25 protein-coding genes and 1 pseudogene are annotated in these 24,300 nt (G+C 52.4%); 6 read left to right on the forward strand and 20 right to left on the reverse strand.

What is annotated here, in order from left to right:
* Nucleotides 1–187: 187 nt before the first annotated feature.
* Nucleotides 188–1,327 carry a hypothetical protein gene (locus J3P95_RS07835; protein WP_434577964.1) on the reverse strand — a complete coding sequence of 380 codons (1,140 nt, stop codon included), beginning with the start codon at nucleotides 1,325–1,327 and terminating at the stop codon, nucleotides 188–190.
* Between the two features lie 869 nt (nucleotides 1,328–2,196).
* Here J3P95_RS07835 and J3P95_RS07840 point away from each other — a divergent pair.
* A complete protein-coding gene (locus J3P95_RS07840; protein ID WP_434626459.1) occupies nucleotides 2,197–2,412 on the forward strand; it encodes a DUF6630 family protein in 216 nt (71 codons plus the stop codon).
* Nucleotides 2,413–2,868: 456 nt separating this feature from the next.
* On the opposite strand, the gene J3P95_RS07845 is transcribed toward J3P95_RS07840, so the two are convergent.
* The 11 genes and pseudogenes from J3P95_RS07845 to J3P95_RS07895 all read right to left on the reverse strand — a co-directional run.
* On the reverse strand, nucleotides 2,869–3,471 hold the full coding sequence (locus J3P95_RS07845; RefSeq protein ID WP_434577961.1) for a hypothetical protein: 603 nt from the start codon (nucleotides 3,469–3,471) through the stop codon (nucleotides 2,869–2,871).
* A gap of 15 nt (nucleotides 3,472–3,486) precedes the next feature.
* Nucleotides 3,487–3,747, reverse strand: coding sequence for a hypothetical protein (locus J3P95_RS07850; RefSeq protein WP_434577960.1), 261 nt, complete (start codon nucleotides 3,745–3,747; stop codon nucleotides 3,487–3,489).
* 338 nt (nucleotides 3,748–4,085) lie between these two features.
* The gene (locus J3P95_RS07855; protein WP_434577959.1) at nucleotides 4,086–4,400 is read right to left on the reverse strand and encodes a hypothetical protein; all 315 of its coding nucleotides are present in this window, start codon (nucleotides 4,398–4,400) and stop codon (nucleotides 4,086–4,088) included.
* Between the two features lie 161 nt (nucleotides 4,401–4,561).
* Nucleotides 4,562–5,548 carry a tyrosine-type recombinase/integrase gene (locus J3P95_RS07860; RefSeq protein WP_434577958.1) on the reverse strand — a complete coding sequence of 329 codons (987 nt, stop codon included), beginning with the start codon at nucleotides 5,546–5,548 and terminating at the stop codon, nucleotides 4,562–4,564.
* 566 nt (nucleotides 5,549–6,114) lie between these two features.
* Nucleotides 6,115–6,567 carry a hypothetical protein gene (locus J3P95_RS07865; protein WP_434577957.1) on the reverse strand — a complete coding sequence of 151 codons (453 nt, stop codon included), beginning with the start codon at nucleotides 6,565–6,567 and terminating at the stop codon, nucleotides 6,115–6,117.
* 491 nt (nucleotides 6,568–7,058) lie between these two features.
* Entirely contained in the window at nucleotides 7,059–7,451 is a 393-nt protein-coding gene (locus J3P95_RS07870; RefSeq protein WP_434577955.1) for a hypothetical protein, read from the reverse strand.
* Nucleotides 7,448–7,663, reverse strand: coding sequence for a hypothetical protein (locus J3P95_RS07875; protein WP_434577954.1), 216 nt, complete (start codon nucleotides 7,661–7,663; stop codon nucleotides 7,448–7,450). The genes J3P95_RS07870 and J3P95_RS07875 overlap by 4 nt, the downstream gene beginning before the upstream one ends.
* Nucleotides 7,660–9,585 (reverse strand): integrase, encoded by a 1,926-nt coding sequence (locus J3P95_RS07880; protein WP_434577952.1) that lies wholly within the window; start codon nucleotides 9,583–9,585, stop codon nucleotides 7,660–7,662. Before J3P95_RS07880 ends, J3P95_RS07875 begins: the two co-directional genes overlap by 4 nt.
* A complete protein-coding gene (locus J3P95_RS07885) occupies nucleotides 9,582–11,414 on the reverse strand; it encodes an integrase (protein ID WP_434626462.1) in 1,833 nt (610 codons plus the stop codon). Before J3P95_RS07885 ends, J3P95_RS07880 begins: the two co-directional genes overlap by 4 nt.
* A 61-nt stretch (nucleotides 11,415–11,475) precedes the next feature.
* The gene (locus tag J3P95_RS07890; protein ID WP_434577949.1) at nucleotides 11,476–12,846 is read right to left on the reverse strand and encodes a site-specific integrase; all 1,371 of its coding nucleotides are present in this window, start codon (nucleotides 12,844–12,846) and stop codon (nucleotides 11,476–11,478) included.
* Between the two features lie 1,183 nt (nucleotides 12,847–14,029).
* Nucleotides 14,030–14,731: pseudogene (locus tag J3P95_RS07895) on the reverse strand (mechanosensitive ion channel domain-containing protein); the annotation flags it as partial.
* 193 nt (nucleotides 14,732–14,924) lie between these two features.
* Here J3P95_RS07895 and J3P95_RS07900 point away from each other — a divergent pair.
* Nucleotides 14,925–16,271 carry a DEAD/DEAH box helicase gene (locus J3P95_RS07900; RefSeq protein ID WP_434577947.1) on the forward strand — a complete coding sequence of 449 codons (1,347 nt, stop codon included), beginning with the start codon at nucleotides 14,925–14,927 and terminating at the stop codon, nucleotides 16,269–16,271.
* Nucleotides 16,272–16,509: 238 nt separating this feature from the next.
* On the opposite strand, the gene J3P95_RS07905 is transcribed toward J3P95_RS07900, so the two are convergent.
* The 4 genes from J3P95_RS07905 to J3P95_RS07920 all read right to left on the reverse strand — a co-directional run bounded on the left by J3P95_RS07905 (nucleotide 16,510) and on the right by J3P95_RS07920 (nucleotide 18,079).
* Nucleotides 16,510–16,785 (reverse strand): hypothetical protein, encoded by a 276-nt coding sequence (locus J3P95_RS07905; RefSeq protein ID WP_434577946.1) that lies wholly within the window; start codon nucleotides 16,783–16,785, stop codon nucleotides 16,510–16,512.
* A 311-nt stretch (nucleotides 16,786–17,096) separates the two neighbouring features.
* Nucleotides 17,097–17,396: an addiction module antidote protein gene (locus J3P95_RS07910; protein WP_186636124.1), complete on the reverse strand. Its 300-nt coding sequence runs from the start codon at nucleotides 17,394–17,396 to the stop codon at nucleotides 17,097–17,099.
* Nucleotides 17,389–17,691, reverse strand: a complete 303-nt coding sequence (locus J3P95_RS07915) for a type II toxin-antitoxin system RelE/ParE family toxin (protein WP_434577945.1) — start codon at nucleotides 17,689–17,691, stop codon at nucleotides 17,389–17,391. The genes J3P95_RS07910 and J3P95_RS07915 overlap by 8 nt, the downstream gene beginning before the upstream one ends.
* 115 nt (nucleotides 17,692–17,806) lie before the next feature.
* Nucleotides 17,807–18,079, reverse strand: coding sequence for a hypothetical protein (locus J3P95_RS07920; RefSeq protein WP_434577944.1), 273 nt, complete (start codon nucleotides 18,077–18,079; stop codon nucleotides 17,807–17,809).
* A gap of 589 nt (nucleotides 18,080–18,668) precedes the next feature.
* Here J3P95_RS07920 and J3P95_RS07925 point away from each other — a divergent pair.
* Together J3P95_RS07925 and J3P95_RS07930 are read left to right on the forward strand one after the other, a co-directional pair.
* Nucleotides 18,669–18,947, forward strand: coding sequence for a BrnT family toxin (locus J3P95_RS07925; protein WP_434577942.1), 279 nt, complete (start codon nucleotides 18,669–18,671; stop codon nucleotides 18,945–18,947).
* A complete protein-coding gene (locus J3P95_RS07930) occupies nucleotides 18,925–19,182 on the forward strand; it encodes a BrnA antitoxin family protein (RefSeq protein ID WP_434577940.1) in 258 nt (85 codons plus the stop codon). Before J3P95_RS07925 ends, J3P95_RS07930 begins: the two co-directional genes overlap by 23 nt.
* Nucleotides 19,183–19,380: 198 nt before the next feature.
* On the opposite strand, the gene J3P95_RS07935 is transcribed toward J3P95_RS07930, so the two are convergent.
* Nucleotides 19,381–20,112, reverse strand: coding sequence for a DUF899 domain-containing protein (locus tag J3P95_RS07935; RefSeq protein ID WP_434577938.1), 732 nt, complete (start codon nucleotides 20,110–20,112; stop codon nucleotides 19,381–19,383).
* Nucleotides 20,113–20,293: 181 nt separating this feature from the next.
* On the opposite strand from J3P95_RS07935, the gene J3P95_RS07940 reads away from it, so the two are divergent.
* Nucleotides 20,294–20,686 carry a transcriptional regulator gene (locus J3P95_RS07940; RefSeq protein WP_186614036.1) on the forward strand — a complete coding sequence of 131 codons (393 nt, stop codon included), beginning with the start codon at nucleotides 20,294–20,296 and terminating at the stop codon, nucleotides 20,684–20,686.
* A 57-nt stretch (nucleotides 20,687–20,743) separates the two neighbouring features.
* Here J3P95_RS07940 and J3P95_RS07945 read toward each other — a convergent pair whose 3' ends face one another.
* From J3P95_RS07945 to J3P95_RS07955, 3 genes are all read right to left on the reverse strand, one after another.
* Nucleotides 20,744–21,610: a DUF6279 family lipoprotein gene (locus J3P95_RS07945; RefSeq protein ID WP_434577937.1), complete on the reverse strand. Its 867-nt coding sequence runs from the start codon at nucleotides 21,608–21,610 to the stop codon at nucleotides 20,744–20,746.
* Nucleotides 21,611–21,691: 81 nt separating this feature from the next.
* Nucleotides 21,692–22,402, reverse strand: a complete 711-nt coding sequence (locus tag J3P95_RS07950; protein ID WP_434561946.1) for a TorF family putative porin — start codon at nucleotides 22,400–22,402, stop codon at nucleotides 21,692–21,694.
* A gap of 196 nt (nucleotides 22,403–22,598) precedes the next feature.
* Nucleotides 22,599–22,787, reverse strand: coding sequence for a hypothetical protein (locus tag J3P95_RS07955; protein ID WP_172436054.1), 189 nt, complete (start codon nucleotides 22,785–22,787; stop codon nucleotides 22,599–22,601).
* 327 nt (nucleotides 22,788–23,114) lie between these two features.
* On the opposite strand from J3P95_RS07955, the gene J3P95_RS07960 reads away from it, so the two are divergent.
* Complete coding sequence (locus J3P95_RS07960) at nucleotides 23,115–23,951, forward strand: CvfB family protein (protein WP_434561948.1); 837 nt, start codon at nucleotides 23,115–23,117, stop codon at nucleotides 23,949–23,951.
* The last annotated feature ends 349 nt before the right edge of the window (nucleotides 23,952–24,300 follow it).

Consider the following 24,300-nt stretch of genomic DNA (forward strand, 5'->3'; position numbering starts at 1 on the left):
GGGAAATTCGAGAGTCGGCGCGGCTGGGGCGGTCACTTGGGATGCAGGCGGGGGCTGCCGAAGAGCGATCGACGTATCCCACATAACGTTAATTACAGGTTGCCCATTAGGTTTGCACGGTGTCCGTGCGTTCGTCCTGAGTGTCTATAGTTAGATTAATATCTGCATTGCACTTGAGCGCTTCTGATCATATGGTAGGTAAGGTTGAAGTTAAAGATCGATGTAGGTCTGGTTTCAGATAATCGGAAATTATGATTGGAGTGAGAATTTGGGTCATGTCGCTGGCGAAGTGTGCCCCAATTTTGAAAATTGGCTCGTTTGGCTTGAAATAGTCATCCATTGTTCTGTCGCGAACTCTATCCAGTATTAGAGTCGTTACAGTGGCTAGTGAACGCAAAGAGTTGTATAAATGACTGCCGCTTGAGAAAGTTGAAGTAAGTTGCCAGTGTCCATATTTGTCTGTCATGATGAATGAATACTCCGACTGGAAACCATCTAGGCATAAATAGTGGCAAAGTCGTTCGTGGGTGAAATTTAAATCCCGGTACCACTCCATGAGCTCTTTTTGATAAAGAGAATAATCTGAATTCGGTTCGGGTTTTTTTATTATTTTCTTACAAATCCCTTCAATGTCAGTCCATTCTTTTTGTATGGTGTCAAGAAATTGAGAGGACACTTGAAGTGTTGAACCGCTAGTGGAAGACGCTTGAGTAAATATTTTTCCATAAAGTTCTATTGGCTTGATTATTGTTATTTGGGATTGTATGTCGTAAATCTTTTCTTCGATTTCTTTTTTGTTTGCTATGTGGTCTGCAATTCTAAATTGAAATTTATGACATATCTCACGCCCTTTTATTTTGTCAAATTGGTCGACGATAAACTTTACGTGGCCATAGTAAATGTCATTTCGATTTTTTAATTCGCTCTGACTGATTTGTTTCTCGGTTTGGATTGTCCGGTGTACATTGTTGACTATGGCGCCAAGGGGGACTGAAGTCGCCAGCATAATTAATGGTAGTTTGCTAATTGCCAAGAATTGTGCGTAACCATCAGCGGATAATTCTAGTGTGTGATCTTTCCAAGCCCAGAAGCCAAATATTAAAAATAGATAAGCTGGATAAGTTGTGGCGATAATGAAAAGTGGCTGTTTGAAGAGCTGACGATCATCTAGGGTAAGCCAGCCATTGAATTGGAAAATTATGGCCATGCCAAGTGAGGTTGCAAGTGCTGAATATAGAAATTGCATGTCCTGATCTTGAGTGATGCTGACAATTGACGTGGCTGTGCCTAATACGAGTAGTGTGAGTAGTGGAATAGAGATTTTCATAATTAGTAGGTCGTTTTTGTTGATGAGGTAAGTTTTATGTAGAGGTTGAGATTTATCGAGCAAACCTATATCCCACGATTGCAATGATGGCTTTTTCGGAGGCACGAAGACAGTATAGTTTGCAGGGTATTCGCAAGCTTAAGCAAGGGCGAGAAGGCTACATCCATTAGCTAGGCAGGTAGTACCAAACCTCGCTGGGGACTTGGAGTTTCGCAAGCGGAGCGTGAAGCCCAAGATGGGCTATAGATCGAGGACGACAGCTTCTAGGACTTAGTTTGCGTTGACACCAATGGTTTGCCTGAGCCTCCTACTGTTCGCGCGGATTGAAAACTGCCCCAGGGCAGATTGCCGATTTGTCAGCAGCAATTGTGGATTAGCGTAAACCATATCTTCAGCGGCGCGGAAATGGTCTGCCATGTAGATCGCGGAATCGAAACGCCACCCACGTCTGGCGGGATCCTCGCTGGCGTCAAACACACCAGTAGCACCAAAAAGAAACTAAATATCGGGGTAGTGGATACCCGCTAATGAGACTTTCACTTGCCCAGCGTCCCAGTCGCAGTAGCCAAGGAAATGCCATCCTCAGGTAGTCGATCCCGACCGAGGAAAATTAATCGCTGCTTTCCCGGTGATGTAGTGAGTTTCAGTGACCCGAGCAAGGTCGAGATCGAAGTTTACCAACAGCTTGTCCTCGAATGATTGGGGCTCAAGGTAGTGCTGAATCGGGCAAGCGGAGCGCGCAGGCGCGAGGATGTCCGCCCGCAGGGCCAAGACGCCTAGGCGGCTTGGTTTACGACAGCCGTGCTCGAAGAGCCGCGCCCGCATCACTCTTTGGCATAAGCCTCCAACCGCTATCACTCTGTTCGTACATGAGTTGGTATCCGTACGAGCAAGGCGAGGGGATGACTGTTGTAAAGGTGCTTGCCGAGTTTGATGAGTGGCTGGCCAGGTTTGGCAAACGCTACCTGCACCTGAATACCGGCGGTGATGAGTATGTAGGATTTATCGTGGATGCCGACCGCCTCGACATCATGATCGCGATGGCCAAAAAGGCCGGCATTGAGGCGAGGCTTGAAACTTTGTAAAGGGCAAAAGCTTCAAGCAGGTTGCCTGCTTGCTACCGTTATTTTTGAACCAAGTTTTTGTATAACTCTCGGGCCTCAAGGATCTGATCCCTGATTTCCTCGGGGTCAATGCGCATTCCACCGCGAGGTGTTGTCTGCAGTGTCTTCAAGCCGTTGGCTGCCTTGATGAACGCTCGCTCCTCTGCCTGAACCCATTCAGGACGTTTGTCTTTCCAAAATAGCCAACCCATTTGCCCGGCCTCATCTTTGATCGGATGCTCAGCAGTATGTGGGAGCGGTAGCCAATGTCCAAGCAAGAAGGTGAGTCGGATCGCTCTGCAAGCGGAGCGCGCAGACCAGAAGGGTCGAAGAGCATGAGGATGGAAGCCCGAAGGGCCACGCCCCGTCCTTGACGGGGCGTGGTTCACGACAGCCGTCCCCTCTTGGGGCATGCCACAACGACCGTAGCGTCGATAGCTAACGAAAGGTGCGCTGATCGAATGACCTGGGCATAACGCCCTGCGCGCAAAGGTCATACGTTTTGCGCAATGCTATCTCGTCGCCAGAAGACACCCTCGCATGGGTAAAAATCGTGGATAAAAAACGCTTCCTCTCGCCATTGCTGAGCTCAGACCAGACCCTCGGCTGACCTTGTGCATCTGGCACCGCAAGACGATCAAGGAAATACTCTTCAAGGCTGTGAAGCCGTTGCTGTCCATCGACCAGAATCTCGCTGTTCTCCGCCAATGCCCTGCCAGTGCTCGCAGGCTCGCACCAGTCGTTTGTAAGGTAGCTTCCCAGGTCTAGCCCTGCCCAAACAGCGATAATGAAACGAGCCTGCTGGCCGACGTTCCACTGCACGCCGCGCGCCCAAGTTGGTACGGGCATGCCCATGACAAATCGTCCAGCCCATGGAAACCTATCGTGAGCGGAGGAGGAGTCAACCAGATACATTTCCCAGTGGCCTACCAGAACATCAATTTGGTAATGACTGACGGTTGTAGCCAGAACCCGCTGCGGCATCTGGATGCGTAATTCAGACGGTTCGTCGTCGGCATAGCGTTGAAAAATAGAAGTCATGGTACTCACTGGTGGCTACAAATAGGTGGAGGTGCTGGAGCCAACACGGGCGCATCGCCAAGCGTCGACAGTCTCGATGATCAACACATCTCGTTCGATGGAAATGCCGATCTGGTCGCTGTCGACCAGCGCATGTACGTAGCCCTCTACATAGGCTGCTGCTTTATCAAATGCAGGAAGGGTTTCTGAAGACTTGATGACGCTGATCAAACGTTGCCAGGCACCGTGCTGGCGGTTGCCCAGGATCGTCTTGGGAAACGGAATGGCGGCACTCAAACGCTGTGCGTAATCATCGGTTGGTGGGATCAAAGCGGTTCGCTCAAAGGGAGTACATACCTATGACAAACGGTTGGTTTTGGAAAATCTTGAGCTGGTGCGGAAGATTTTGTCTGCAGTTCAGGTTGAAGGCTCCTAGCAACTAGCAAGCCGAGCGCGCAGGCGTAAGGATGAAAGTCCGGCATTGTTAGGACAACGGCGAGCATCGACGGGCCTGGTTCAAGACAGTCAGCGTTACTAGCGCACGTGCTCGGGCACCATCCGGATCACACCGCGCTAAGTCACCTACAATCCAAACTTCAAGTGCATCGGTTCTGGCAGTCCTTCCTGACCTGAGATCAAGCCTCTCCAGTACGGCCAGGTAAATACGAGGATCGGGTTTGGAAGCGCCGATCTCGAAGCTGAATGCGTGGGTATTCATGCTCGGGAAAAGCTGCTCCACCGCCGCGCCATAGGGCCTGGGCAAGGTTGCTGCTGATAACGAGAGCAACGCCACGCTCCCGGAGCATAGCGACCGCCTCAATTGCATCGGGATATGCCTCGATGGAGTTGAGCTCGGCCTGCAGAGCGCACTCCATCTCGACTCGCCGAGATTCTGAAAGCAGGATGCCGACGTGCTCGGCGAGCTCATTCAGCTCCAAGTTCAGCATCATGATGACGTGTGCATCACCAGGGTGAGAGCGCCGGCTTGCTTGATGCCTTCCCGCAGCAATTGGCGGTATGGGTTCGTTCTTCGATCTATCCGCACAACCGTCCCGAACGCGTCAAAAATTGCCTTCTTGGTCACCGTCACTGCCACCCTGAACGTCTCGTCTCAATCGCTGGGTTTGGAGGCAAAGCCGCTACTCAGGTAATACTTCGTCATCGACTCCGTTGGCCAGTGGCCCATTTGTTTTGCCACGATTGGGAGCGGACTACTCACAGTGGCCATCTGCATAGCCGCGTTCAACTTTAAGGACATGCGAATCGTGAGTGGACTGACTTTGGCAGGATCAATGCCAGCTTTGTGTGCCCAAGCCTCGCATAGTTTTTTAAGCGCCGAAGGCGACATAGGAATTTCTGGGCTCCTTTTGGATTGGAACAGAAGAGCGTTTCCCGCCAGATTCGCCGTGATGATGAAGCGGCTGATGGGTGTCCAGTATTTGCGAGGCAATGTGACTCGCGCTTTTTTGGGGCCCCGAGACACAAAGAGGATGCGTTCATCATTTCCAGAAAAGTCGCTGGGCCTAGCGCTTAAGTATTCCTCTATTCGAAGGCCGGCCATCATGCAGCTCATCAGTGCCTGATCTCGCGGGCTCTCCGTGGTCTCAACGGCCCGACTGAGAGACTCAAGTTCTTCCTCTGATAAGTGGGAGGAGAGCTTCCGTGCAGACTTCGCCATCTGAGTTCTCAAAGCGGACATATTCGACCCAGTGGACTGTTCACCATGACGTGGCGGTTGATGAACCTTTTTCGGCATTTTGAATGCTGAAAGAGCGTTAAGGTGCAGCGACTCGATCATCTGCGCCAGTGCCGCCTGGTCTGAGGCAAACCACTCGCTGGGTGTCATCGCCGCTTTGATTGCGAGCATCAGTGCCTGCCTCACCGCAGACTGGCTTGGAAAGGTACCTGCTGGCATCTGCTCACTCGTGGAAACTGCCAGATCCTTGTAGTTCTTGTAACCAAGACCCTGGGCAAGGAGCTCCAGGGCTGATGTGTGGGTGAGTGGGCTTGGGCCACACCACTGCTTCTGCAGATTCTTGGCGAGCTTTTTCAGGCTACTGTTGCGGATGAGGTCTTTTGGATGTACTGGAACGCGCATTGGCAGTTCTCCAATAACGTCGAGGCGTCGGCTGCCCGCTGACTATTGTCGAAATGCGTGCGTGAAGAAGGGTCTAGCAAACCTGTGGCACTTAGGCCTTCGCGAGCCGACCGCCCGATCCAGATACATCGGTCGGAGAAAGCTATCACGTCGATCTTTGAGCTGTCTAGTGAGAGGTATAAGTAGCCACTCTGGCATTCTTGACTGGAAAAGAGCACTCCCATGTGTATACGTCGAAAGGGTCACTATCGGCCTTTACGAGGTCACTACTCGAGGACATAGGTGTGAATATGGGCGAGCTGGGGCTCTACACGTATGGTAGAAGGTGCTTACTACCGGGATTGGAAGAAGTTGGTCAGCGAGTGGATTAGAACCTACTCAACCCACATGCCGAACTATGAATGCCTAATGCGTCGTTGTCAGCTGCACGACAAGCATTCATTGCACATTGGTTGAGTAGGGTGTTCTAGCCTGTACTCTTAGGATTTGCAAGCTGACCGCAGGAGCCAGGTAATCCCGTCCTCGAGGACTCAATAAGGCTATCCGAACATCCGAGTATTTTCAACTCACATGCCCAAATCTTGCTCAAGTTTCCAACCTCTCAAGCGACGCGATGAAAAGCCCGAGTTAAATAGCGTCTCAAAAAGTGCCTCGTTAAAGTCATTCCACTCGCTGGCGAATGGTGGCAGCCTGTCCATCGGCCATTGATCTTTGATCACGTCTCGCAGCATCTCGCTAAGAGTGTACGCTGGGTCGCTAATAGAGCCCGCTGGCGGTACGAATTGAAGTGCCTCTTGTCCTGTAACGCTATACACGTTCCTGTCGAACAGCGCTGAAACGGTGGGTTTAGTGAGGATCGTGGAAAAAACATCTCTCATGACTGCTTCGGATAGGTGAAGCGACGATAGCTCCCATACCTCTTGGATCAGTGGAAGCGTCCATCCGCAAGTTACACCCGATCTTACAACCGCCTCACTTACTGCCTTGGTGGTAATGAAAGGCTTCCTTTTACCGCCCATCACAAAGCTCCTTAAGATTCGTCGTCATATGGATTGCCGACTCGAGGTTGGTATGCCAGCCAGGTCATCGCGAGTAATGACCTTTACGGCATTGCCCAACGGAGAATGGACACCTTCCAGCCCATCCTGACAGGTGATAGTCGATGTAAGTGGCTCTGCAGCTACCACGGCGCTAAGGCCATTAGCAGACTCGAGAAACTCATATCGAGCCGCCGATACACTATCCAAGCGCCTACGTGCATACCGCTGCATGAGTATTCCAGCCTGTACGACCCCCAAGCGATGACCTGCCTGTGGGGGCTTTTTATACTGCTGAGCGAAGCGGAGCAGGGCCTTTCTGGCTTCTTCAGGATCCATCGAAAGCCTACCCCGGTTAGTCACATAGTAGTTTTCCAATTTGTTTACGGCGTCGATAAACAAGCGCTCTTGCTTCTTCTCCCAGTCACTCTGCTCATCTGGCCACAAGAACTTTAAGATCTTGTACAGAGTGCTCATTTCTCAGCCGCCTTTCTGTTTTTTTTCTTCTGCGTAGCGATATTCGTCACGTTGCTCAATACAGAAAGATCTTTCTCCAGCTCATCAATCTGAGAAATCAGCATCAATTCCCTGGCTAAGCTCTGGTGATAGAGGTCTTTGAACAGCTTTTCAGACGCTTTGTTGGGTTTCGCGCTGTTTTCTTTTTTTTGTTTGTCTGCGGCAGCCTTGGTTTTCTCGCGAAGCTCATCAAAGCACTCCCGATCTTTTCTGATAGAGCCTTTCCCGCGCCCAGCTTCCAAGGCCACGTTGTTGATTGTGATCTTGCTGCCCAGCGGCAAGATGTTTGGCTTGTTATCAACCAGTCGTTGAAGTGCTGTTTCATATTGAAGAATGACATCGGAAGTCATGAGTTCACATCATCCTTAACAATCTCAACACGCTGTGCTTTGTTTTTTAGAGCGCGTACTTTGGGGCGGGAATGTTTACCGGTAGGCGAGCTCTTTTGCAGTGCTGCTTTAGTCACGCTATCACGGCTTATTTTCACTCCTGATGAAGCAGGCTTGTTGTTGATCAGTCGTTGAAGAACTGCTTCGTAGTGTTGTATACCTTCTGATGTCATGCGATCACCTGTGAGATTTTGTCTTTGAAAAATTGCAGCATGCTAAGCTTGGTTTGTTCTGTGTTGTAGGCAAATGTTCCTTCGGGAATGCTTTCGATGATTTTTGATTGAATTAGGATAGTTTGGTCTAGCTTTTTTTCCTTGATGCAGGCGCTGCTGCAGTCTACGCAGCTCACGTAATTAAGGTGCGCTCGCTCCTTGCACTCCCCAATCTTGAAGCAGCCACCAAGGATCGTCTCTTTATATGAAAGAAGTCCCTGTTTCATTTTGCTCAAGGTTTCCTTGAAGTTTGTAACAATGTTGGTGACGTATTCCGTTTTAACGTTGCGCTCATACCAGGTTCCAGCAGCGCCGTGCAGATTCGCTTTTTCCATAATTACATCCTTGAGAAAGAGGCTAGCTTCAGCATTCACTGCCTGCGCTTTGAAGAACTCCGCCAAATCAGGATTCTGCTCGGAGAAAAGAAACTTGGCAGATGCAAATCCCCGGGTGTAATAGATGGACATCTGTAGCAGTGTGTGATGAAGCATTCTTTTCAAAGTGGGTAGGGACACCAAGCCGCTCTGAGCTGCATAAACGGCCATTGATCGCCGGAATTGGTGCGTGGTTAGGTTCCAGTTTTGACCTACTTGAAACTTTGGATTGGCGGCCCAGTTACGAAGTGGGTCAAGCATCACCAGTTCCTGGTAGTCCTCATCTGTAATTGTTGTTTGCGGAAAAGTCTCTTCCCAGCGGGTTGGGTGTAGGGCACTCTGGTACAGTTCGGTATCTTTTTGTTTTTTTTCGTATTCGTTGGCTACCGGAAGGTATGATACTGAAAGAAAAAGGCGATTTTCAGTATCTATGCAAGCTGGCATATATGTTTTGATTAGTCGAGTGATGCTACAAGCACAATCGTAAGGAAGTAGAATTGACTCGGAGGTGACCCACTTGGCTGGTCGAGGCTGTTTGGTGAGCTTTACCGTAAGTCCTTCCACAATGTATGTCTTAGGCCCTGTTTTTTTAACGCAACCATCCTTTAAAAGGTAGGCTTCCCGATCCCGCATGGCGGTAAAGACGTGAATAAGCATTTTTGCAGCGTAGTTACATCTGCTGATAAAATTGCCAACATTCGAGAGTTGCCTCATCTTATATTTGTCACGAATCGCTGAGAGACCACATTCTTCCATTGCGACGTCGAACTCGACGTTGGGTTTGTGCGGATCCTTGGACTTTCTTTTGAATCGACCATAGAATCGATTCGACCCTACTCGTCGGTTCAATTCAGAAAGCTTTGCTTCGTTTTCTTGATATTCCTGAAGTAGGGACGTGTAATGAGAAATCTTTTCGAACAAAATTCGCCCTGGAATAACGGGGTGCTGCTCTGACTCATCCTCTGATTCTCGAATTGCCCGGTCGAGTATCTTGGTGATAGTTGTAGACACAGGAAGTATGTGCTCTTCAATCACCTTGTTGATAATCATCTGTAGAGTTCTGAGGGTCGTGTACGACTTTATTTTGTCAACGTGCGACTTAAAATGGACAGGATGTTCGAGAAGTTCCGCCAATGTGATGCCCTTATTCGTGGCTTGATTGGAGAGTCTGCGGAGATCAGTTAAGAAGGATCGCACTGTGTCAATACTCGGGTAGGAGCCAGTTCTCTGTGAAGGCCGATAAATCCAGACTGCAACAATTCTTTGTGTTTGTTCGAGGTTCTTGATCTCAAGTTCGGTATTTGTCCTGAACTTGCTGAAGCTAATGTAAGCCTTTCTATTTTGGTGGTTTCTCAACAATGGCGTCTGCCATTCAATATCTCTCACGACGCTTAAGATGTTGCCGTGTATGTCCCTGCTAATTACGGTCGCAGGAGTGACCAGGTAGGCGGGGATGCCCATGTAGGCATCGATACCATGCTGGAGCGATACAGTGGATGATGATTTCATTTAATTGCCCCTACGTGAACTAATTGGTTAAGTAGGGCTGCCCAGTATCCAGAAAGTTCTTCATGGTCAAATACAGAGGCCCGGATGGTCAAAACTCTTTCGGCGAGCTCCGGTGAGATTTTGCTAATACTTATTAAGATTGATTCAATTCGTCCCACTGTTGGGCCGTTTAACTTATTGAACTCTTCAGTCGAAGTAGACTGGTGGCGGATTTCGTTGAGAAAATACTTGAGGCTAAAAAGCTTTTTGATGTCATTATCTGTGGCATGCACGACAAAATTTGTGCAAAAAAGGCATGTGATAAAGTTTTCACAAGCTGGTTGGCTAACGTCCGGCTCGATCTCCATCACAGCTATAGCATTTCCGGGTTCAATGCAGTGTCCAGCAGGTATATCCTGCTGGCGTTTTCGGGCTGAAGCTTTAATAGCATCTGATAGCAGATTGTAAAATGCACTGATTTCTTTAGTGGCTACATCGTCTTCAGCTGATGAATATGCCTTGGCTATAGTGCCGATCCTACTTTGTAGAAGCTGGCTTGCTACGACAAGTCCGTACTCTTTGAGCAGGTAGTTTGACTTATATAGGCGCAGCTGCCGGTAGCCGACCTTGGGGAAATCCTTGTCTACAAATGAGCGCATCGCAGATATAAGTTTTAATAAGCAGCCTTTTTGTAGAGGTCTCACCCTATCTTCTGGCATCACCGGTACATGCAGAAAAAGATACTTCGAAGCATAGTTGCGGGTGATAAGTTTTCTTAATTCAAGATACTCTTCAAATCTCTTGACGAATTTCGCGGCTATGGTAAAGCTCTGACGTTTGTTACCTGCTCGCCACTTCACAGTACGGAATCCTTGGTGAGCCGGCAATACGTCGTAGGTTCCAGTATGCCACTCTAGGACAGAGATCTGTTTCTCGTTGATTGCGGTGTTTGCCGCGAATAAAAGAAGAAAACAGTCATGCGCCCATTTGGCGAGCCGATGCCTATGTTGAGTTAGAATAGCGGGATTGGCATTTTCGCTCTCGAGCGACAGAAGGCCGTTCCTATACCGCTTCCTGCGATTTCTGGGTTGGTTGGCAATCAACGAACCCGTGTTGTAGTCCCAGACCTCACTTGCGCCTTGGAGAGGAACAAAATTTCTTGGATGGCAGAAATATTCATGAGGAACGATCCACTGCATCTTGCCGAATAAGAAAATTTGAAATGGATATTTGTCGAAGTTAATTAGCGATTTTGTTAGTCCGCTGAAAATGTCGGACGAGATCGCAAGAGCATGCGACAACTCATCTTCCTTAGGAACCTTTGTCTCGTTTTTAGGAGGAGCCTTAGTGTTAACATAAACTCTCGGTAAAGCCTGTTTGAAGTGCGTTTCTGAATCGGGAAATAGAGACTTGATAATACTGAACGCATAGGTTTGTTTTCCGGAGGCCGTTGAGTCTACGTTTTTTCCGCCTACCCACTGATTGTAAACAGCGTTAGAGTATGATGAATAGCATTCATAATAATTCTGATCGCTTTTCAACAGGTCGGAATAACCATTCTTATAGGCCCACTCGAACTGCTGATTCAATAACCGGCATCGCCCCATGAATGTTATAGGCCTAATTTCGCCGGTTTTGAGATTGTCGATAAGCGCTCTGGCCCATCCATCAATTGCCTTGGCTTTATCGCGACAGTAATCGTACTGGTTGCACTTGTAAAGAGAGCTCCCTGATATCCGGCGCCTCTGAGTAAAGCAGTGTGACCCGACATGAAATAGGTCTTCGTCAACTACCAAGAAGGCAAGATTTTGAATTCCATTGTTATCAATAATTTTATGAATTTCGATCATGGAGGTCTTGTCGACGTCAATGACTGTAATGGCTGGATTGTTACGCAGTATTGAGCGAACTTTAGGCGTAAACATAGTTTTCCGCCAAGGTCTGAAGGTGAAGTTCGAAGTCACTCTGAGCCTGCAGGCCGATATTTCTCGTTTCCCGGAAACGGGAGTATCGCTGCGTTGTTGAAAAGTCGCTGTGGCCCATTCTTCGCTGCGCTTCAGTTAGCACGGCATAAATACGATTCTCATCCGAGCTAGGTATGCCTTTCAATTTTTGATCAATTAGATTCATGCAGAAGCAAGCCCTAAGATTATGAAATCTAAATTTGAATGGCGTGTCAGACTGGTTTAATAGAGGTTGGAGTTTTTTAGAGGCAAACTGACGAACTGAGTAGCCTTCTTGAATCGGTTTGTCTAGACCCCTTTCAATATCATTTTTTGATATGTAGTAGGGATTGCCGTGTTGAGTTAGAAATACATATTGCTCCCCGCCGTTTTTTGCTGAGGCCTTGGTGACTCGCCTAGTATGACGATCTGAATTTATGTAGGCGTAAAGTAAGGCGTTTAACCAAGCGGGAATGTATATGAGCATGGATTTGTTAAATTTATTATCGATCAGTGTCCCGCGACCTATTTTGACTTCTATTTCATTTGTTTTAACGAATTCCGGATTCACAATGTTGCACTCGCGGATGGTAAAAGTTGTGCTGATCCTTGATCCTGTAAATATGGAAAGAAGGAAAGCCAAAAACATTTCGGTATTGCCGCTTGCAACCAAAGTTTGCACTAGAACGGTCTGTTCCTCTTGGCTGTACGGATAGAGCTTACCTTCATCGATAATGTAATCGTCTGTAGAGTCTTCACCTGTTGCCACGATTCTTAGGTTGGTCGTTATTACTGTTTTGTTTCGATAGAAGCCTCTCCTGTCATGAAATGGAATTCTGCAAACTTTTTCTGTCCATAGGGCTTCGGTGGGATGATAGTCGTAACGACCCTGCATCCAGCGATAAAAGTTCACGACTGCTGAAATTCGCCCGTTTGCAGTGCTAGGTGCAATTTCATTCAGATTAACCCTTAGGCTTAACTCGGCCTTGTAATGAAATGTCGGGCGTGCGCCTTCTCGTTTGGGTGTTGCCAGATAATCAACGCCGTCTTGTGCTAGCGTATTCATGTAGTCCACAAGACCCTTGGCGAATCCTTTTAATGTCTGATCTGACGGCGCGTCAAAATCCATGGCTCTCGCTAGGATGTAAAGCGAACCATGTCTCCATATGGAACCATCTGGCCTAAGGATTACCGGTACGTTACGGACTTCCTTATCTCCGCCATTGCTATCGAACGGTCTGATGGAATAGTTACCCGCCAAAGTAGCTTCTTGCTCAGAGCCATCCCCATCATTAGTGGGATTCGACTTTCTAAATAAAGACACAAGCGGCAACGTCACGTACCGGTACTTTCTCACAGGTACTTTTCGAGGCGTTTTGTTTGCGAGTGCTGGCATGCTCGAAGGCGCGATTATGGATTAGGGGTAGCGATTGAAGTTCCCCTCCGGTGGTGCTGTCAAGAGTCATTTAGAGTATGCAGAGAGTAGACTCTTATATGCACATTATTGATGTTTATTTGTTTATTAATGAATTGTCAGGTTTGATTGTTTGCCAAATTTTGGCTGGTGCTCTTGTTGCGCTATTCGCCACGCCTTGAGCTCTGCGGCTCACGGACGCAAGGTCAGTATTGATAGAAAAAAATAGTAGTGCGAAATTTCGATATCTAGGGACTATTAAATCAACCTTATTTATTGTTTATTCGCGCCAGGATGTTTACCGACACCAATTGACCAACGGTCGCTGGATCACCTAGCTCTGGATGTTAGGGCCTTGGTACCCGGAGGTATTTAGAGCGGCTCAATGCCTGCTTCAAGGTTCTGTTCGACTTGTGTTTAAAGCTGCTAGCCGGCTAATTGCCGCTCACTCTGTGTCTACGGCTCTTTAGGACAGCATCGCTACACCCGTCTGGCTGATTGGAGGTTTTCCTTCGCTTGCTAATGTTGCGTTTGCGAGTGCTGGTTTCCTCCCTGCGGAAGAGTCGTGTATCCGATTGGCAAGCTCGGCGTTTCACCAGTCAGCACGCATCGTGCTGCCTGAATTGAATGATGCAGCGTGAATAGGTATTGCTCATATCCACCTCCGGGAGCAGGAGCTATCTTCCAAGCGCGGTACGGCAGCGCACCTATTCCTGAGGACGACATTGTCAGCCCCATCTAATAAGGTGCTGGGAAGATGGCTAGGGTTGGCTAAGGATGATTTGGAGAGGCGTACACATGAAATCCGAGTCCTCTCCAGCACTATTGCTCCTGCCCAATCCAATTACCACTAGGTGATTGACTGATGCCATCAAGACGCTGGAGCTGCTTCGCTACCGTCTCTTTGGCAAACCGATTCACCTATTCGGGTTACCTACTAAATGCCGAAGAAGTGCTGAGTAGGTATTAGCCACACCGAAGCCATTGCTGACAGTCTGGGTGGAGGGATGAGAGCTTGGTTCGGGGTAGCAGGAAATCAGGATGAAATGGATTGTCCATTTTTGAGATTATCTACGGGTCAGAGTCAGTTTTTCATAACTCACGGGTGGTTCTGCACCTTGACCGTGTGCAGCGTGATGTCCACCACGTCACCGTCGGCGCCGACCTGGGGCATCTCGATCCAGTCACCGACCCGCAGCATGTCGTTGCTGGTCAACTGCACGCTGGCGACGAACGACAACAGCGTGTCCTTGTAGACCAACAGGATCACCGCCGACATCGCACCCAGGCCCGACAGCAGCAACAGCGGCGAACGGTCGATCAGCGTGGCGACGATGATGATCGCGCCGAACACATACAGCACCATTTTCGTCAGTTGCACGTAGCCTTTGATCGAGCGAGTGCGGGCATGCTCGGTGCGGGCGTACACATCCAGCAGGGCGCTGAGCAGGGCACTGAGGCTCAGCACCATGAACAGGATGGTGAACGCCAGGGCGACATTGCCCAGGAAGACCGTGCTTGTCTTGCTCAGTTCCGGCACCAGGTGCAGGCCGAACTGGATGATCAGCGACGGCGTCATCTGTGCCAGGCGATGAAAGACCTTGTTCTGGCGCAGGTCGTTGACCCAGTGCAGGGCCGGTTGGCGCCCAAGCAGCTTGGCGGCGTGGAGGATCAGGTAGCGCGCTATGCGCCCGAGTACCAGGGCGATGACCAGCAGCAACATCAGGGCGAGGCTGGAATGCAGGAGCGGATGCTGGTCAAGGGCACCCCAGAGGTCTTGGATGTTGACCCAGAGTTGTTTGATGTCCATGGACGAGACGGTTCTTCTATAAAGACGCGACGGGGCGATTAGAGCATTTAAGCCCGTTCAAGTGACCGTTGTTGCAATAACGGCTGATAAAAATGCACTGATTTGCCGCCGTTTGTACAAAGAAACTCGGCCTTCGCGCTTGAAACCGTTACCCTATGCAGCTGTTTTTTTGCATTTCTTCGAGGTAGCACCCGTGTTTTCCCAATTCGCCCTGCACGAACGCCTGCTCAAAGCCGTGGCCGAGCTTAAATTTGTCGAGCCAACGCCGGTGCAGGCAGCGGCTATTCCGCTCGCGCTCCAAGGGCGTGACCTGCGGGTGACGGCGCAAACCGGCAGCGGCAAGACCGCCGCGTTCGTGCTGCCGATCCTCAATCGCCTGATCGGCCCGGCCAAGGTCCGTGTCAGCATCAAGACGCTGATCCTGCTGCCGACCCGCGAACTGGCCCAGCAGACCTTGAAAGAAGTCGAGCGCTTTTCGCAGTTCACCTTCATCAAGTCCGGCCTGATCACTGGCGGCGAAGATTTCAAGGTCCAGGCCGCCATGTTGCGCAAGGTGCCGGACATCCTGATCGGCACGCCGGGGCGGATGATCGAGCAACTGAACGCCGGCAACCTCGACCTCAAGGAAGTCGAAGTGCTGGTGCTGGACGAAGCCGACCGCATGCTGGACATGGGCTTCGCCGAAGACGTGCAGCGCCTGGTGGAAGAGTGCACCAACCGCCAGCAGACCATGCTGTTCTCCGCCACCACGGGCGGTTCTGGCCTGCGTGAGATGATCGCCAAGGTCCTGAACAACCCTGAGCACTTGCAGCTCAACGCGGTCAGCCAGCTGAACGCCACCACGCGCCAGCAAATCATCACCGCCGACCACAACCAGCACAAAGAGCAGATCGTCAACTGGCTGCTGGCCAACGAAACCTATGAAAAGGCCATCGTGTTCACCAACACCCGGGCCATGGCCGACCGCATCTATGGCCGTCTCGTTGCCCAGGAATACAAAGCCTTCGTGCTGCACGGCGAGAAAGACCAGAAGGACCGCAAGCTGGCCATCGACCGCCTCAAGCAGGGCGGCGTGAAAATCCTCGTCGCCACCGACGTCGCGGCCCGTGGCCTGGACGTGGATGGGCTGGACATGGTCATCAACTTCGACATGCCCCGCAGCGGCGACGAATATGTGCACCGTATCGGCCGCACTGGTCGCGCCGGCAACGAGGGCCTGGCGATCTCGCTGATCTGCCATGGCGACTGGAACCTGATGTCGAGCGTCGAGCGCTACCTCAAGCAGAGCTTCGAGCGTCGCACCATCAAGGAAGTCAAAGGCACCTACGGCGGACCGAAAAAGGTCAAGGCCTCGGGCAAGGCCGTTGGTGTGAAGAAGAAAAAAGTCGACGCCAAGGGCGACAAGAAAAAAACAGGCGCCAAGGCCCCGACCAAGCGCAAGATCGCCAACCGCCCGAAGACCGACGCCTTGTCGTTGGTCAGCAAGGACGGCATGGCCCCGCTCAAGCGCCGCAAGCCAGAGGCGCCGGCGGCTGAGTAAAATCGGCGTTAGCGCTTGATGAAAAAAACCGGACCTTGGGTCCGGTTTTTTTATGAGCAGTTGAATCTGACGCAAAACCCTGTGGCGAGGGAGCTTGCTCCCGCTGGGCTGCGCAGCAGCCCCAATAAAAGCACCCCGTTTGCCCCTGGCACACCGAGTTACTGACTTCAGGGCTGCTTCGCACCCCAGCGGGAGCAAGCTCCCTCGCCACAGAAGCGGGATGTGCTGAGCTCGGCGCTCACTCCGCCTTCTTCTGCGCCTCCTCCAGTTCCCGCAGGCGCTTATCAATCAACTCGCACTTGTCCGGCACCTTCTTGCTGGATGTCTCCATCTTCATGGCCTGCAGTTCGTCATTCATCTCCTTGGCCTTGGATGGATCCTGCTCGGTGAGCTTGGCGACCTTATCCGCCAGTTGCTCGCGCTTGATGGTCGCTTCTTCGGGCGTGCAAGCGGCCCAGGCGGGCAGGGCGCAGGTGAGGGTGGCAGCGAGGGTGAGTGTGATCAGGGTTTTCATGGCTCGGGCCTCGTATTCCTTTGTTGGGCAGATAAACGGTTGAGGCTGATGGCGGGGAGAAAGTTCAGTGATTGCAAGGTGGGCTGCTGATGAGGGGAATCCTGCCGCCGCGCAGGATCTTTTTGTACCTACAGATCAGGTCCGTTTGATGCAAGATGCGCTGCAGCGTGATCAGTTGACCGGGACAGGGCGCTTCATTGACGAGGTAGAGCGGATTGTTGGCATACGAGTAGAACAACGAGGGCAGCGGCGGCCAAGGGGCAGACAGCAAAATAAATCTGTCCTCGTTTCCTGCGCTGCTTCCGTTATGGCTACGACGTAGTGTGGGTGTGGGGCCGAGCCGTCATGTCGACGCCAAGTGCTTTCATGACCGCCAGGAGTGTTTTCAGAGTGGGATTACCATGCTCGCTGAACGAGCGGTATAGCTGTTCGCGCGACAGGCCAGTTTCCCTGGCCAATTCCGCCATCCCCTTGACTCGTGCGACTACCCCCATCGCTTTGGCGATATAGCTTGCATCGCCGGTTTCCAGGGCATCGCTCATGAACTCCGCGATGGCCTCGGGAGTGCTGAGGTATTCTGCGGGGTCGAATTCTGTAAAAGTCTCAGTCATTCTGTGCTCTCCACGCCTGCATTATCTGGTGGGCGGTTTCAATGTCGCGGCTCTGACTGCCCTTATCGCCGCCACAGAGTAGAATCACCAGCACGTCGCCCTGCTGGTGGAAGTACACCCTGTAGCCAGGCCCGTAATGAATTCGTAGCTCACTGATACCATGGCCGACTGGAGCGACATCGCCAGGTAACCCCTCTGTCAGTCGATTGATCCGTGAGGTGATACGAGCTCTGCCGGTGTCATCCTTGAGCTTTTTCAGCCAGGATCGGAATTTGCTGGATTCGATCTTCTTCATAAAATGTAGTCTATAAAATACAGAAAAAGCAAGGCTGCATATTCAGGGTCAAGCGTGTGCCTTGTTATTCCATAATTCGAAAGTGAAACGGGCGGCCAAAGGTCGCCCATTTGCGCTACTCAGCAGCTTGCGCCCGCAACCGTCTCCCAATCACATCCATCACATCACACCCGTCGCGCAACGCTATCGTCAGCATCTTGCAAAAGTCAGAAAGCACTACCGTATCGGAGCTGATATCCGAGCGGAACGCGATGTTTTCCAGCACCTGGGTCACGGTGCGGATGCGGTAGTCGGCGGTTTCGAAGAGGACATTGAGTGGGGCTTCGGTGTCGATGAGCAGGGTGGCTGGAGTGCAGTCGACGCCAGTGATGGGCATGAATCTGGTCATAGCAAGAGCCTCGGAAGTTGATGAGCCTCTCTGTTGATTCGGGTCGCCAAACCCGGTCGTCTTTTGGGCGACGACGAACTATAGGCCGGCCCGTTCCAGTGCCACAAGACTCCGCTTTCCGAGCTTCATGTAGGACGTTTGGCCTGGTATTTGTCGGCTTAAAGCAAGCAACTGCTGCGCAGTCGAGCGGGAGCAAGCTCCCTCGCCACGGAAGCGGTGATCGACTTGAGGATTGTGCTTAGTCGCATCAGCAACCGTGGGGTTTTTCTCTTTCGTATTCATCGTGATGCGGCGTCAGTCCCCCGTTTCCTACTACGACCTGTTTGCCACCTTGTCTGTTCGTTTCGCAGGAGGTTTCCACCTCTGCGCAGGACGTTTCGCACTTTTTTACAGGATACGTCTGATTTCAGATGAACGGTTACGACAGTAATCTTCGGGGAAGAGGCGTCATGCGTCGAATACGGTTGCGCCTTTTGAGCTGTTTCCAATGTCGCTAGTGATCCGATGGTCATTCCATCGAGCTACCGGGGCTGTGTATTTCTGCAGAGGAGAGTACTGTGTATGTACGTAAGTAAGTACAGACGGTCCCATGCTGTTTGAATGGGACGAAGCCAAGAACCGGGCCAACATTCTTAAGCACGGCATCGACTTCAACGACGTGCCGGGCATTTTTCAGCATCCGATGCTGGTCTTGCACGATGACCGAAGGGCCTACGGCGAAGAGCGTTGGATCACTATCGGATTGATCAAAACGTTGATTGGCGTGGTCGTGTACACCGAACGACGGGGCGATGTGATCCGCATCATCTCCGCCCGAAAAGCTACTAAGCAGGAGGCCATACGTTATGTCGAAAACATCGAAAACTGACTGGGAGCGCTTGGCCAAGTTGGATGACGCGGACATCGATACCAGGGATATCCCCGAATTGGATGAGGACTTCTTCCGTCGCGCCGAGCTGCGTGTGCCGGTAAAGCAGTCGGTGACTATTCGCCTTGATGCCGATGTGGTCGAGTGGTTCAAGGGGCAGGGCGCGGGCTATCAGACACGCATCAATCAGCTTCTTCGCCAATACATGCAGGCTCAGCAGGGCCATCGTCGGTGAGCCAATTGATGCTATGAAACGGGTGGCTGAGAAGTCGCCCGTTGTCGTTAATTCTGTTACCTGCGCCCGCAGCTCCTCCGATTTCATCAAACCTATCGCCCAGCGCTGTGGTTAAGGCAAAACTGGCGACTGCTACGCAGTCGAGCGGGAGCAAGCTCCCTCGCCACGGATACCGCGCTCGACTGGGCGGCTGGCCCATCAGCCATGGCAGCAGCCACGCGGCTTGGCCTCTTCGTATTTATCATGATGCCGCACCCAATCCATGATCTCCTCTTCGTTGCGGCCCTTCGGCGTGAGGTCGAGGTAGTTGTAGGTGCCGACCAGGATGTCGAGGCCGCGGGCGTAGGTGGAGTAGGTGTGGAAGATGTCGCCGGTTTCGTTGCGATAGAAGACGCTCAGGCCGGGGAGTTCGCCTTCGGTGGTGTCGGTTTTTTCGTAGTTGTAGGTGGCTTTTCCGGCGGCGGTGTCTTCGGTCTTGAAGCTGACACCGAAGTCGTAGTTGAAGTCGCAGCTTTCTGACGAGACCCAGTCGAAGGCCCAGCCCATGCGGCGTTTGAAGGGCTGGAATTCGGCCAGGGGCGCGCGGGAGACGGCCACGACGGCCACGTCGTGGTGGGCCAGGTGTTGGTTGGCGCCGTCGATGTGGTCGGACAGGAACGAGCAGCCTTGGCAGCCTTCGGTCCAGGCGGGGCCGAACATGAAGTGGTAGATGATCAGTTGGCTGCGACCGCCGAACAGGTCGGCCAGGCTCAGTTCGCCGTGCGGGCCTTGGAAGCGGTAGGGCTTGTCGATTTTTACCCAGGGCAGGGCGCGGCGTTCGGCGCTGAGTTTGTCCCGTTCGCGGGTGAAGGCTTTTTCGTGAGCCAGGTGTTGGGTGCGGGCGGCGAGCCATTCTTCCCGCGACACGACTGGATGGTGTTCGATGTTCATGGGCTGCTCCTCAGAGATTCGTTTATCGACGGTTGCTCTGCCTAGTCGTTTGGTTGGCGTCGGATTCGACATGCCGTTGGTCGGCTCGGGGAGAGGACCGGTCGTGAACCCGGCTGAACGGCGCGGCGCCGCCTCGGTCACAAAACAAGTAGGCATCTCACTCTTTAGAGGATGGACCAGGATGACGACTTATAACTGGGACTTGATCGAACGGTTGCTTCACGAAGTGCAGAACGGCGCCGGCCACAGTTTTACCCCTCGGCCCTATGCGGAGCAGCACGCGGCGGCGAAAGCAGCTGAGGGCGAAGAAATCGAGAACCTCGATCATCTGAAAGCGGTCGCCGGAGAGTACGAGAAGTTACTGCTGGAGCGCGGCTATATTGAACCTCGTCCGGAGGAAGAAGGCGGCAATGGCGAGAATTTTGTGCTGACGCCGCGTGGCTCGCGGTTGTTGAGCCTGATCGACAGCAGCATTCCGGGTAACGATCATCCGCGCCAGGTGCTGGATGAACAGGAAGATGCGCTGGATGAGTTTACGTTCGATGATTTGGCTTCGAAGGCGCAGATTGCCTAGATCCAGCGCTATATCACCTGGGAGCGGGGCTCGCCCGCTCCCAGGTGATGGCCTGTCCTACCGTTGCGCTACCTTCAAGCATTTCAAATCACTGAAGTCCCTTTTCACCCCGTCGATTTTTTGCAACAGCCGTTCACGCTGCTCCGCGGTGCTGTCGCCCATCAGGTCCACCAGCAGATTGCGGGCCTGTGCTTCGGTCTTGTTGTAGGCCTCCCGGTAGGCGGGAGTCCATAGACTTTCGCGGTTGACCAGCAATTGCTCGATGCGTTTGGGAAAGTCCGGGCTGTGGCGCTGGGCCACGGCTTGGCTGAATTGGTTCTGCCAGTGAGCGCGGTTGGCGATCCATTGCTGGTTCTGGTCGCCGAGGGCGGTGGACCAGGCTTGTACCCGTTGACGCTGGGCGTCGTTGAGTGGGCCGATCCAGTCGTTCAGGCGTTTTTCCATGCGCTCGGCACGTTCCTTGATCTGCTGTTGCAGCGTCGGCTTGAGGTATTCCCGTTGGCGTTTGCGTTGGTCTTTGACAAACGCGGCGTCCATGTCGGCCACTTGGTCGTCGCTCAGGCCTTGCAGCAGTTTGATGGCCGACGGGGTGATTTCCCGGGCGGTTTCGGCGATGGCGGCCTTGGCCTCGCGGGTGCGTTGCTGCAGGGCTTCGTCGGTTACCTGGTTGGTTTGCACCATAGTCTTCAGGCGATCGAGCCAGTCAAGGTAGCCGGGCAATTGCGTGCTGCAATGCCAGCTCAGGTGCTCCTTGAGGCGATCGTCGAACCAGTCTTTTTGCTCACCGTTGATCTCCAAATAGTCGTTGAGCGTCCAGGGGATGATCAGGTCAAGGTTGCGGTACGCCAGCCCGACACGGCTGCAAGCGGTGAGCACGAGAAGCATGGCGATAAACATGGCGGTGCGGGTTAACCAGCGCGACATGAGCGAGTCCTTGCAAGGGCGTAGGTGCTTTGTTTGAGCATGGCAGGCGCGCCGCAGTTCAGCCGATTGAATACGTAACGCTTAGTAAAAAGGATGGGCCATCTTCAGTGTGACCAGTCCGTCGCACTCACTGTTGTGACCGGAATACGCCGAGCAGCTGTTGCCGCTGAGGCTAGAGTCGCTGTAGATCAGGTCCAGGTCGATGCCTTTCCAAGGCCGGGAGATTTTCAACGACCAGTCGCTGAAGCTGCTGATGGAGCCGTTATCCACAGACACCGGCGAGTTGAGCTGGTGGGTGGTGTATTTGGCGCTGATGCCAATGCCGAACGGCACGTTGCCGCCCAGGTCGGCAAACAAGGTGCTGTTTTGTTTGTCCGGGTCATTGCTCAGGGCTGCGCCGAAGCGACTGCCGAGCAGGGTCAGGCCGCCATAGAACTCTTGGCTGTCGAGCGTATCGACGGTGGGGTAGCTGTAATGGATAAGGCCGACTTCATAACCGAGGGTCTGGTCGAAGGGCTGTTTGAAACCCATGTAGGAATCGACTTCAAGATCGGCGGACACTCCCGCGCTGGGCGACCACTGGCCGATATACCAGCCGCTGTCATGGCTCAGGTCCAGGCCGCCGTGGAACGAACCGGTGCTCGATGGCGTGACAAGGCCCTGGGCCATGCTACGGCTGGGCGTGGTGCCGAGTTTAAGGTCGAAGTCACCGAGCTCGCGCTGGAACACCTGCCCTTGGACGAGAGGACAGGCCAATAGGCTGATCAACAGCACGACCGTGTGAATGCGCATGCTTCACTCCGTGAATAGCGAGGAGCAGGGGACCGTAGCCAAGCTGAAACGCCTGAGCTAGAGAGGTGCAAGCATACCGGCGAATGCTCGACCGCGATGGCCGTTCGTCGATTTTTGCGCGAAGGGGGGTAAGCAGAGGGGTTCCAGTCCAAGCGCTTCGAGCGTCAAAGCGCTTTGGGACCAGGTGTTACGAAGTTTACTTCTTGCCCAGGCTGATCTGCTTGGACGGACCGAATGTCTGGCCGCTGACACCTTTGGCAATTTGCTGGATTTCACCGCCGGACTTGAGGAACGCAGCGATCTGGTCGTTGATCGACTCGCTGGTTTCAACGGCTGGAGCTGGCTTTGATTTGCTGTTGGATGCTTTTACGCGCATGACGACCATTAACCTGTAGATAATTAATTGGGCCAGGCATCGTACAGGAAATACTTGACAATTGCTTGGCAAATATCCTCCTGAGTTGTTGTGGCTGAATCCGGAATATCGGCGTTTTATCCGTGTTTATGGCGCTAAGTCGCTGTTTTAAATAAGAACGCCTGAGCAAGCCCAGGGCCGACGGGAAGCGACGCGAACTTTCGGGCGTCTGACGAATGGCCATGCCTTGGACGAAAACCCAGGAAAATCAAAGGCCGCGCGGCGAAGCTCGTCGTCGGCCACGAATCGCGCCGCAAAACCGGGTAGAATGCCGCCCACGCAATGAGGGTATTGGAAATGGCTTTAGTCGGGCGCTACAACAGTTTGCAAGTGGTTAAACATACCAACTTCGGTTTATATCTGGACGGTGGGGCGGACGGTGAAATCCTGCTGCCCAATCGTTATATCCCCAAGGATATTCCCAGCGAAGATGAAGACTGGCTGAATGTTTTTATTTATCTGGACAGCGACGACAAACTGATCGCCACCACTGAAAAGCCGAAAGTCCAGGTGGGCGAATTTGCCAGCCTGAAAGTGGTTGAGGTCAACAGCATCGGCGTGTTCCTGGACTGGGGGCTGCCCAAGGATCTGCTGCTGCCGTACTCCGAAGAGAAACGCCAGATGACCGCCGGCGAATATTGCGTGGTGCATGTCTACCTGGACAAACACACCCGCCGCATCACCGCCACGGCGCGCTTGGACCGTTATCTGGACAAGACCCCGGCCAACTATACGCCTGGGCAGGAAGTCGATTTGCTGGTGGCCGAAGCCACTGACATGGGCTTCAAGGCGATCATCAATAACAAGCACTGGGGCTTGATCCACAAGAACGAAATCTTCAAGTTCATGCGCGCCGGTAAAGAGGAAAAGGGTTTCATCAAGGAAATCCGTCCGGACGGCAAGATCAGCCTGAGCCTGCAGCCGGTGGGTCAGGAAGCGGCCACCAGTTTGAACGCCAAGATCCTCGCCAAGTTGCGTGAGAACAACGGCACGCTCCCGGTCAGTGACAAGAGCGACCCGGTATTGATCACCAGCCTGTTTGGCGTGAGCAAGGGCAACTTTAAGAAGGCCATTGGTGCGCTGTACAAGAATGGGCAGATTGTCATTCATGCCGATCGTATCGAGTTGAGCTGATCGAACGCAGCCTCCCGGGTTTATGAGCTTGTGACCTTGTGGCGAGGGAGCTTGCTCCCGCTGGCCTGCGTAGCGGGCCCCGGCGATCTTCCTGACGTACTGTGGTGAAAAATAGTTTTGGGGCTGCTTCGCAGCCCAGCGGGAGCAAGCTCCCTCGCCACGGTTGATTCTCGCTGTATACAAAAACCTGCACCTTAAACATGCACCTGCGCTCTGTTCGCGGGCGTTCGTCTGTGCTCGTTCGGTTTTTACCTGCGCTGAACACCACGGTTTGTCTCACATCCAGCGCCTGTGGCACGCATTCTGCCTGGGAACCGGTATACAAACCATGCCAGCTCCCGTGCGCAGT

This window comes from Pseudomonas sp. Z5-35, from assembly GCF_051131945.1.
In the GTDB taxonomy this organism is placed as follows: domain Bacteria; phylum Pseudomonadota; class Gammaproteobacteria; order Pseudomonadales; family Pseudomonadaceae; genus Aquipseudomonas; species Aquipseudomonas marvdashtae.

Coding starts and splice junctions, on each gene's coding strand:
- J3P95_RS07835 (WP_434577964.1), bottom strand. CDS start 1,327: ATGAAAATCTCTATTCCACTACTCACACTACTCGTATTAGGCACAGCC.
- J3P95_RS07840 (WP_434626459.1), top strand. CDS start 2,197: ATGAGTTGGTATCCGTACGAGCAAGGCGAGGGGATGACTGTTGTAAAG.
- J3P95_RS07845 (WP_434577961.1), bottom strand. CDS start 3,471: ATGACTTCTATTTTTCAACGCTATGCCGACGACGAACCGTCTGAATTA.
- J3P95_RS07855 (WP_434577959.1), bottom strand. CDS start 4,400: ATGATGCTGAACTTGGAGCTGAATGAGCTCGCCGAGCACGTCGGCATC.
- J3P95_RS07860 (WP_434577958.1), bottom strand. CDS start 5,548: ATGCGCGTTCCAGTACATCCAAAAGACCTCATCCGCAACAGTAGCCTG.
- J3P95_RS07865 (WP_434577957.1), bottom strand. CDS start 6,567: ATGGGCGGTAAAAGGAAGCCTTTCATTACCACCAAGGCAGTAAGTGAG.
- J3P95_RS07870 (WP_434577955.1), bottom strand. CDS start 7,451: ATGACTTCCGATGTCATTCTTCAATATGAAACAGCACTTCAACGACTG.
- J3P95_RS07875 (WP_434577954.1), bottom strand. CDS start 7,663: ATGACATCAGAAGGTATACAACACTACGAAGCAGTTCTTCAACGACTG.
- J3P95_RS07880 (WP_434577952.1), bottom strand. CDS start 9,585: ATGAAATCATCATCCACTGTATCGCTCCAGCATGGTATCGATGCCTAC.
- J3P95_RS07885 (WP_434626462.1), bottom strand. CDS start 11,414: ATGATCGAAATTCATAAAATTATTGATAACAATGGAATTCAAAATCTT.
- J3P95_RS07905 (WP_434577946.1), bottom strand. CDS start 16,785: ATGAAAACCCTGATCACACTCACCCTCGCTGCCACCCTCACCTGCGCC.
- J3P95_RS07910 (WP_186636124.1), bottom strand. CDS start 17,396: ATGACTGAGACTTTTACAGAATTCGACCCCGCAGAATACCTCAGCACT.
- J3P95_RS07915 (WP_434577945.1), bottom strand. CDS start 17,691: ATGAAGAAGATCGAATCCAGCAAATTCCGATCCTGGCTGAAAAAGCTC.
- J3P95_RS07920 (WP_434577944.1), bottom strand. CDS start 18,079: ATGACCAGATTCATGCCCATCACTGGCGTCGACTGCACTCCAGCCACC.
- J3P95_RS07925 (WP_434577942.1), top strand. CDS start 18,669: ATGCTGTTTGAATGGGACGAAGCCAAGAACCGGGCCAACATTCTTAAG.
- J3P95_RS07930 (WP_434577940.1), top strand. CDS start 18,925: ATGTCGAAAACATCGAAAACTGACTGGGAGCGCTTGGCCAAGTTGGAT.
- J3P95_RS07935 (WP_434577938.1), bottom strand. CDS start 20,112: ATGAACATCGAACACCATCCAGTCGTGTCGCGGGAAGAATGGCTCGCC.
- J3P95_RS07940 (WP_186614036.1), top strand. CDS start 20,294: ATGACGACTTATAACTGGGACTTGATCGAACGGTTGCTTCACGAAGTG.
- J3P95_RS07945 (WP_434577937.1), bottom strand. CDS start 21,610: ATGTCGCGCTGGTTAACCCGCACCGCCATGTTTATCGCCATGCTTCTC.
- J3P95_RS07950 (WP_434561946.1), bottom strand. CDS start 22,402: ATGCGCATTCACACGGTCGTGCTGTTGATCAGCCTATTGGCCTGTCCT.
- J3P95_RS07955 (WP_172436054.1), bottom strand. CDS start 22,787: ATGGTCGTCATGCGCGTAAAAGCATCCAACAGCAAATCAAAGCCAGCT.
- J3P95_RS07960 (WP_434561948.1), top strand. CDS start 23,115: ATGGCTTTAGTCGGGCGCTACAACAGTTTGCAAGTGGTTAAACATACC.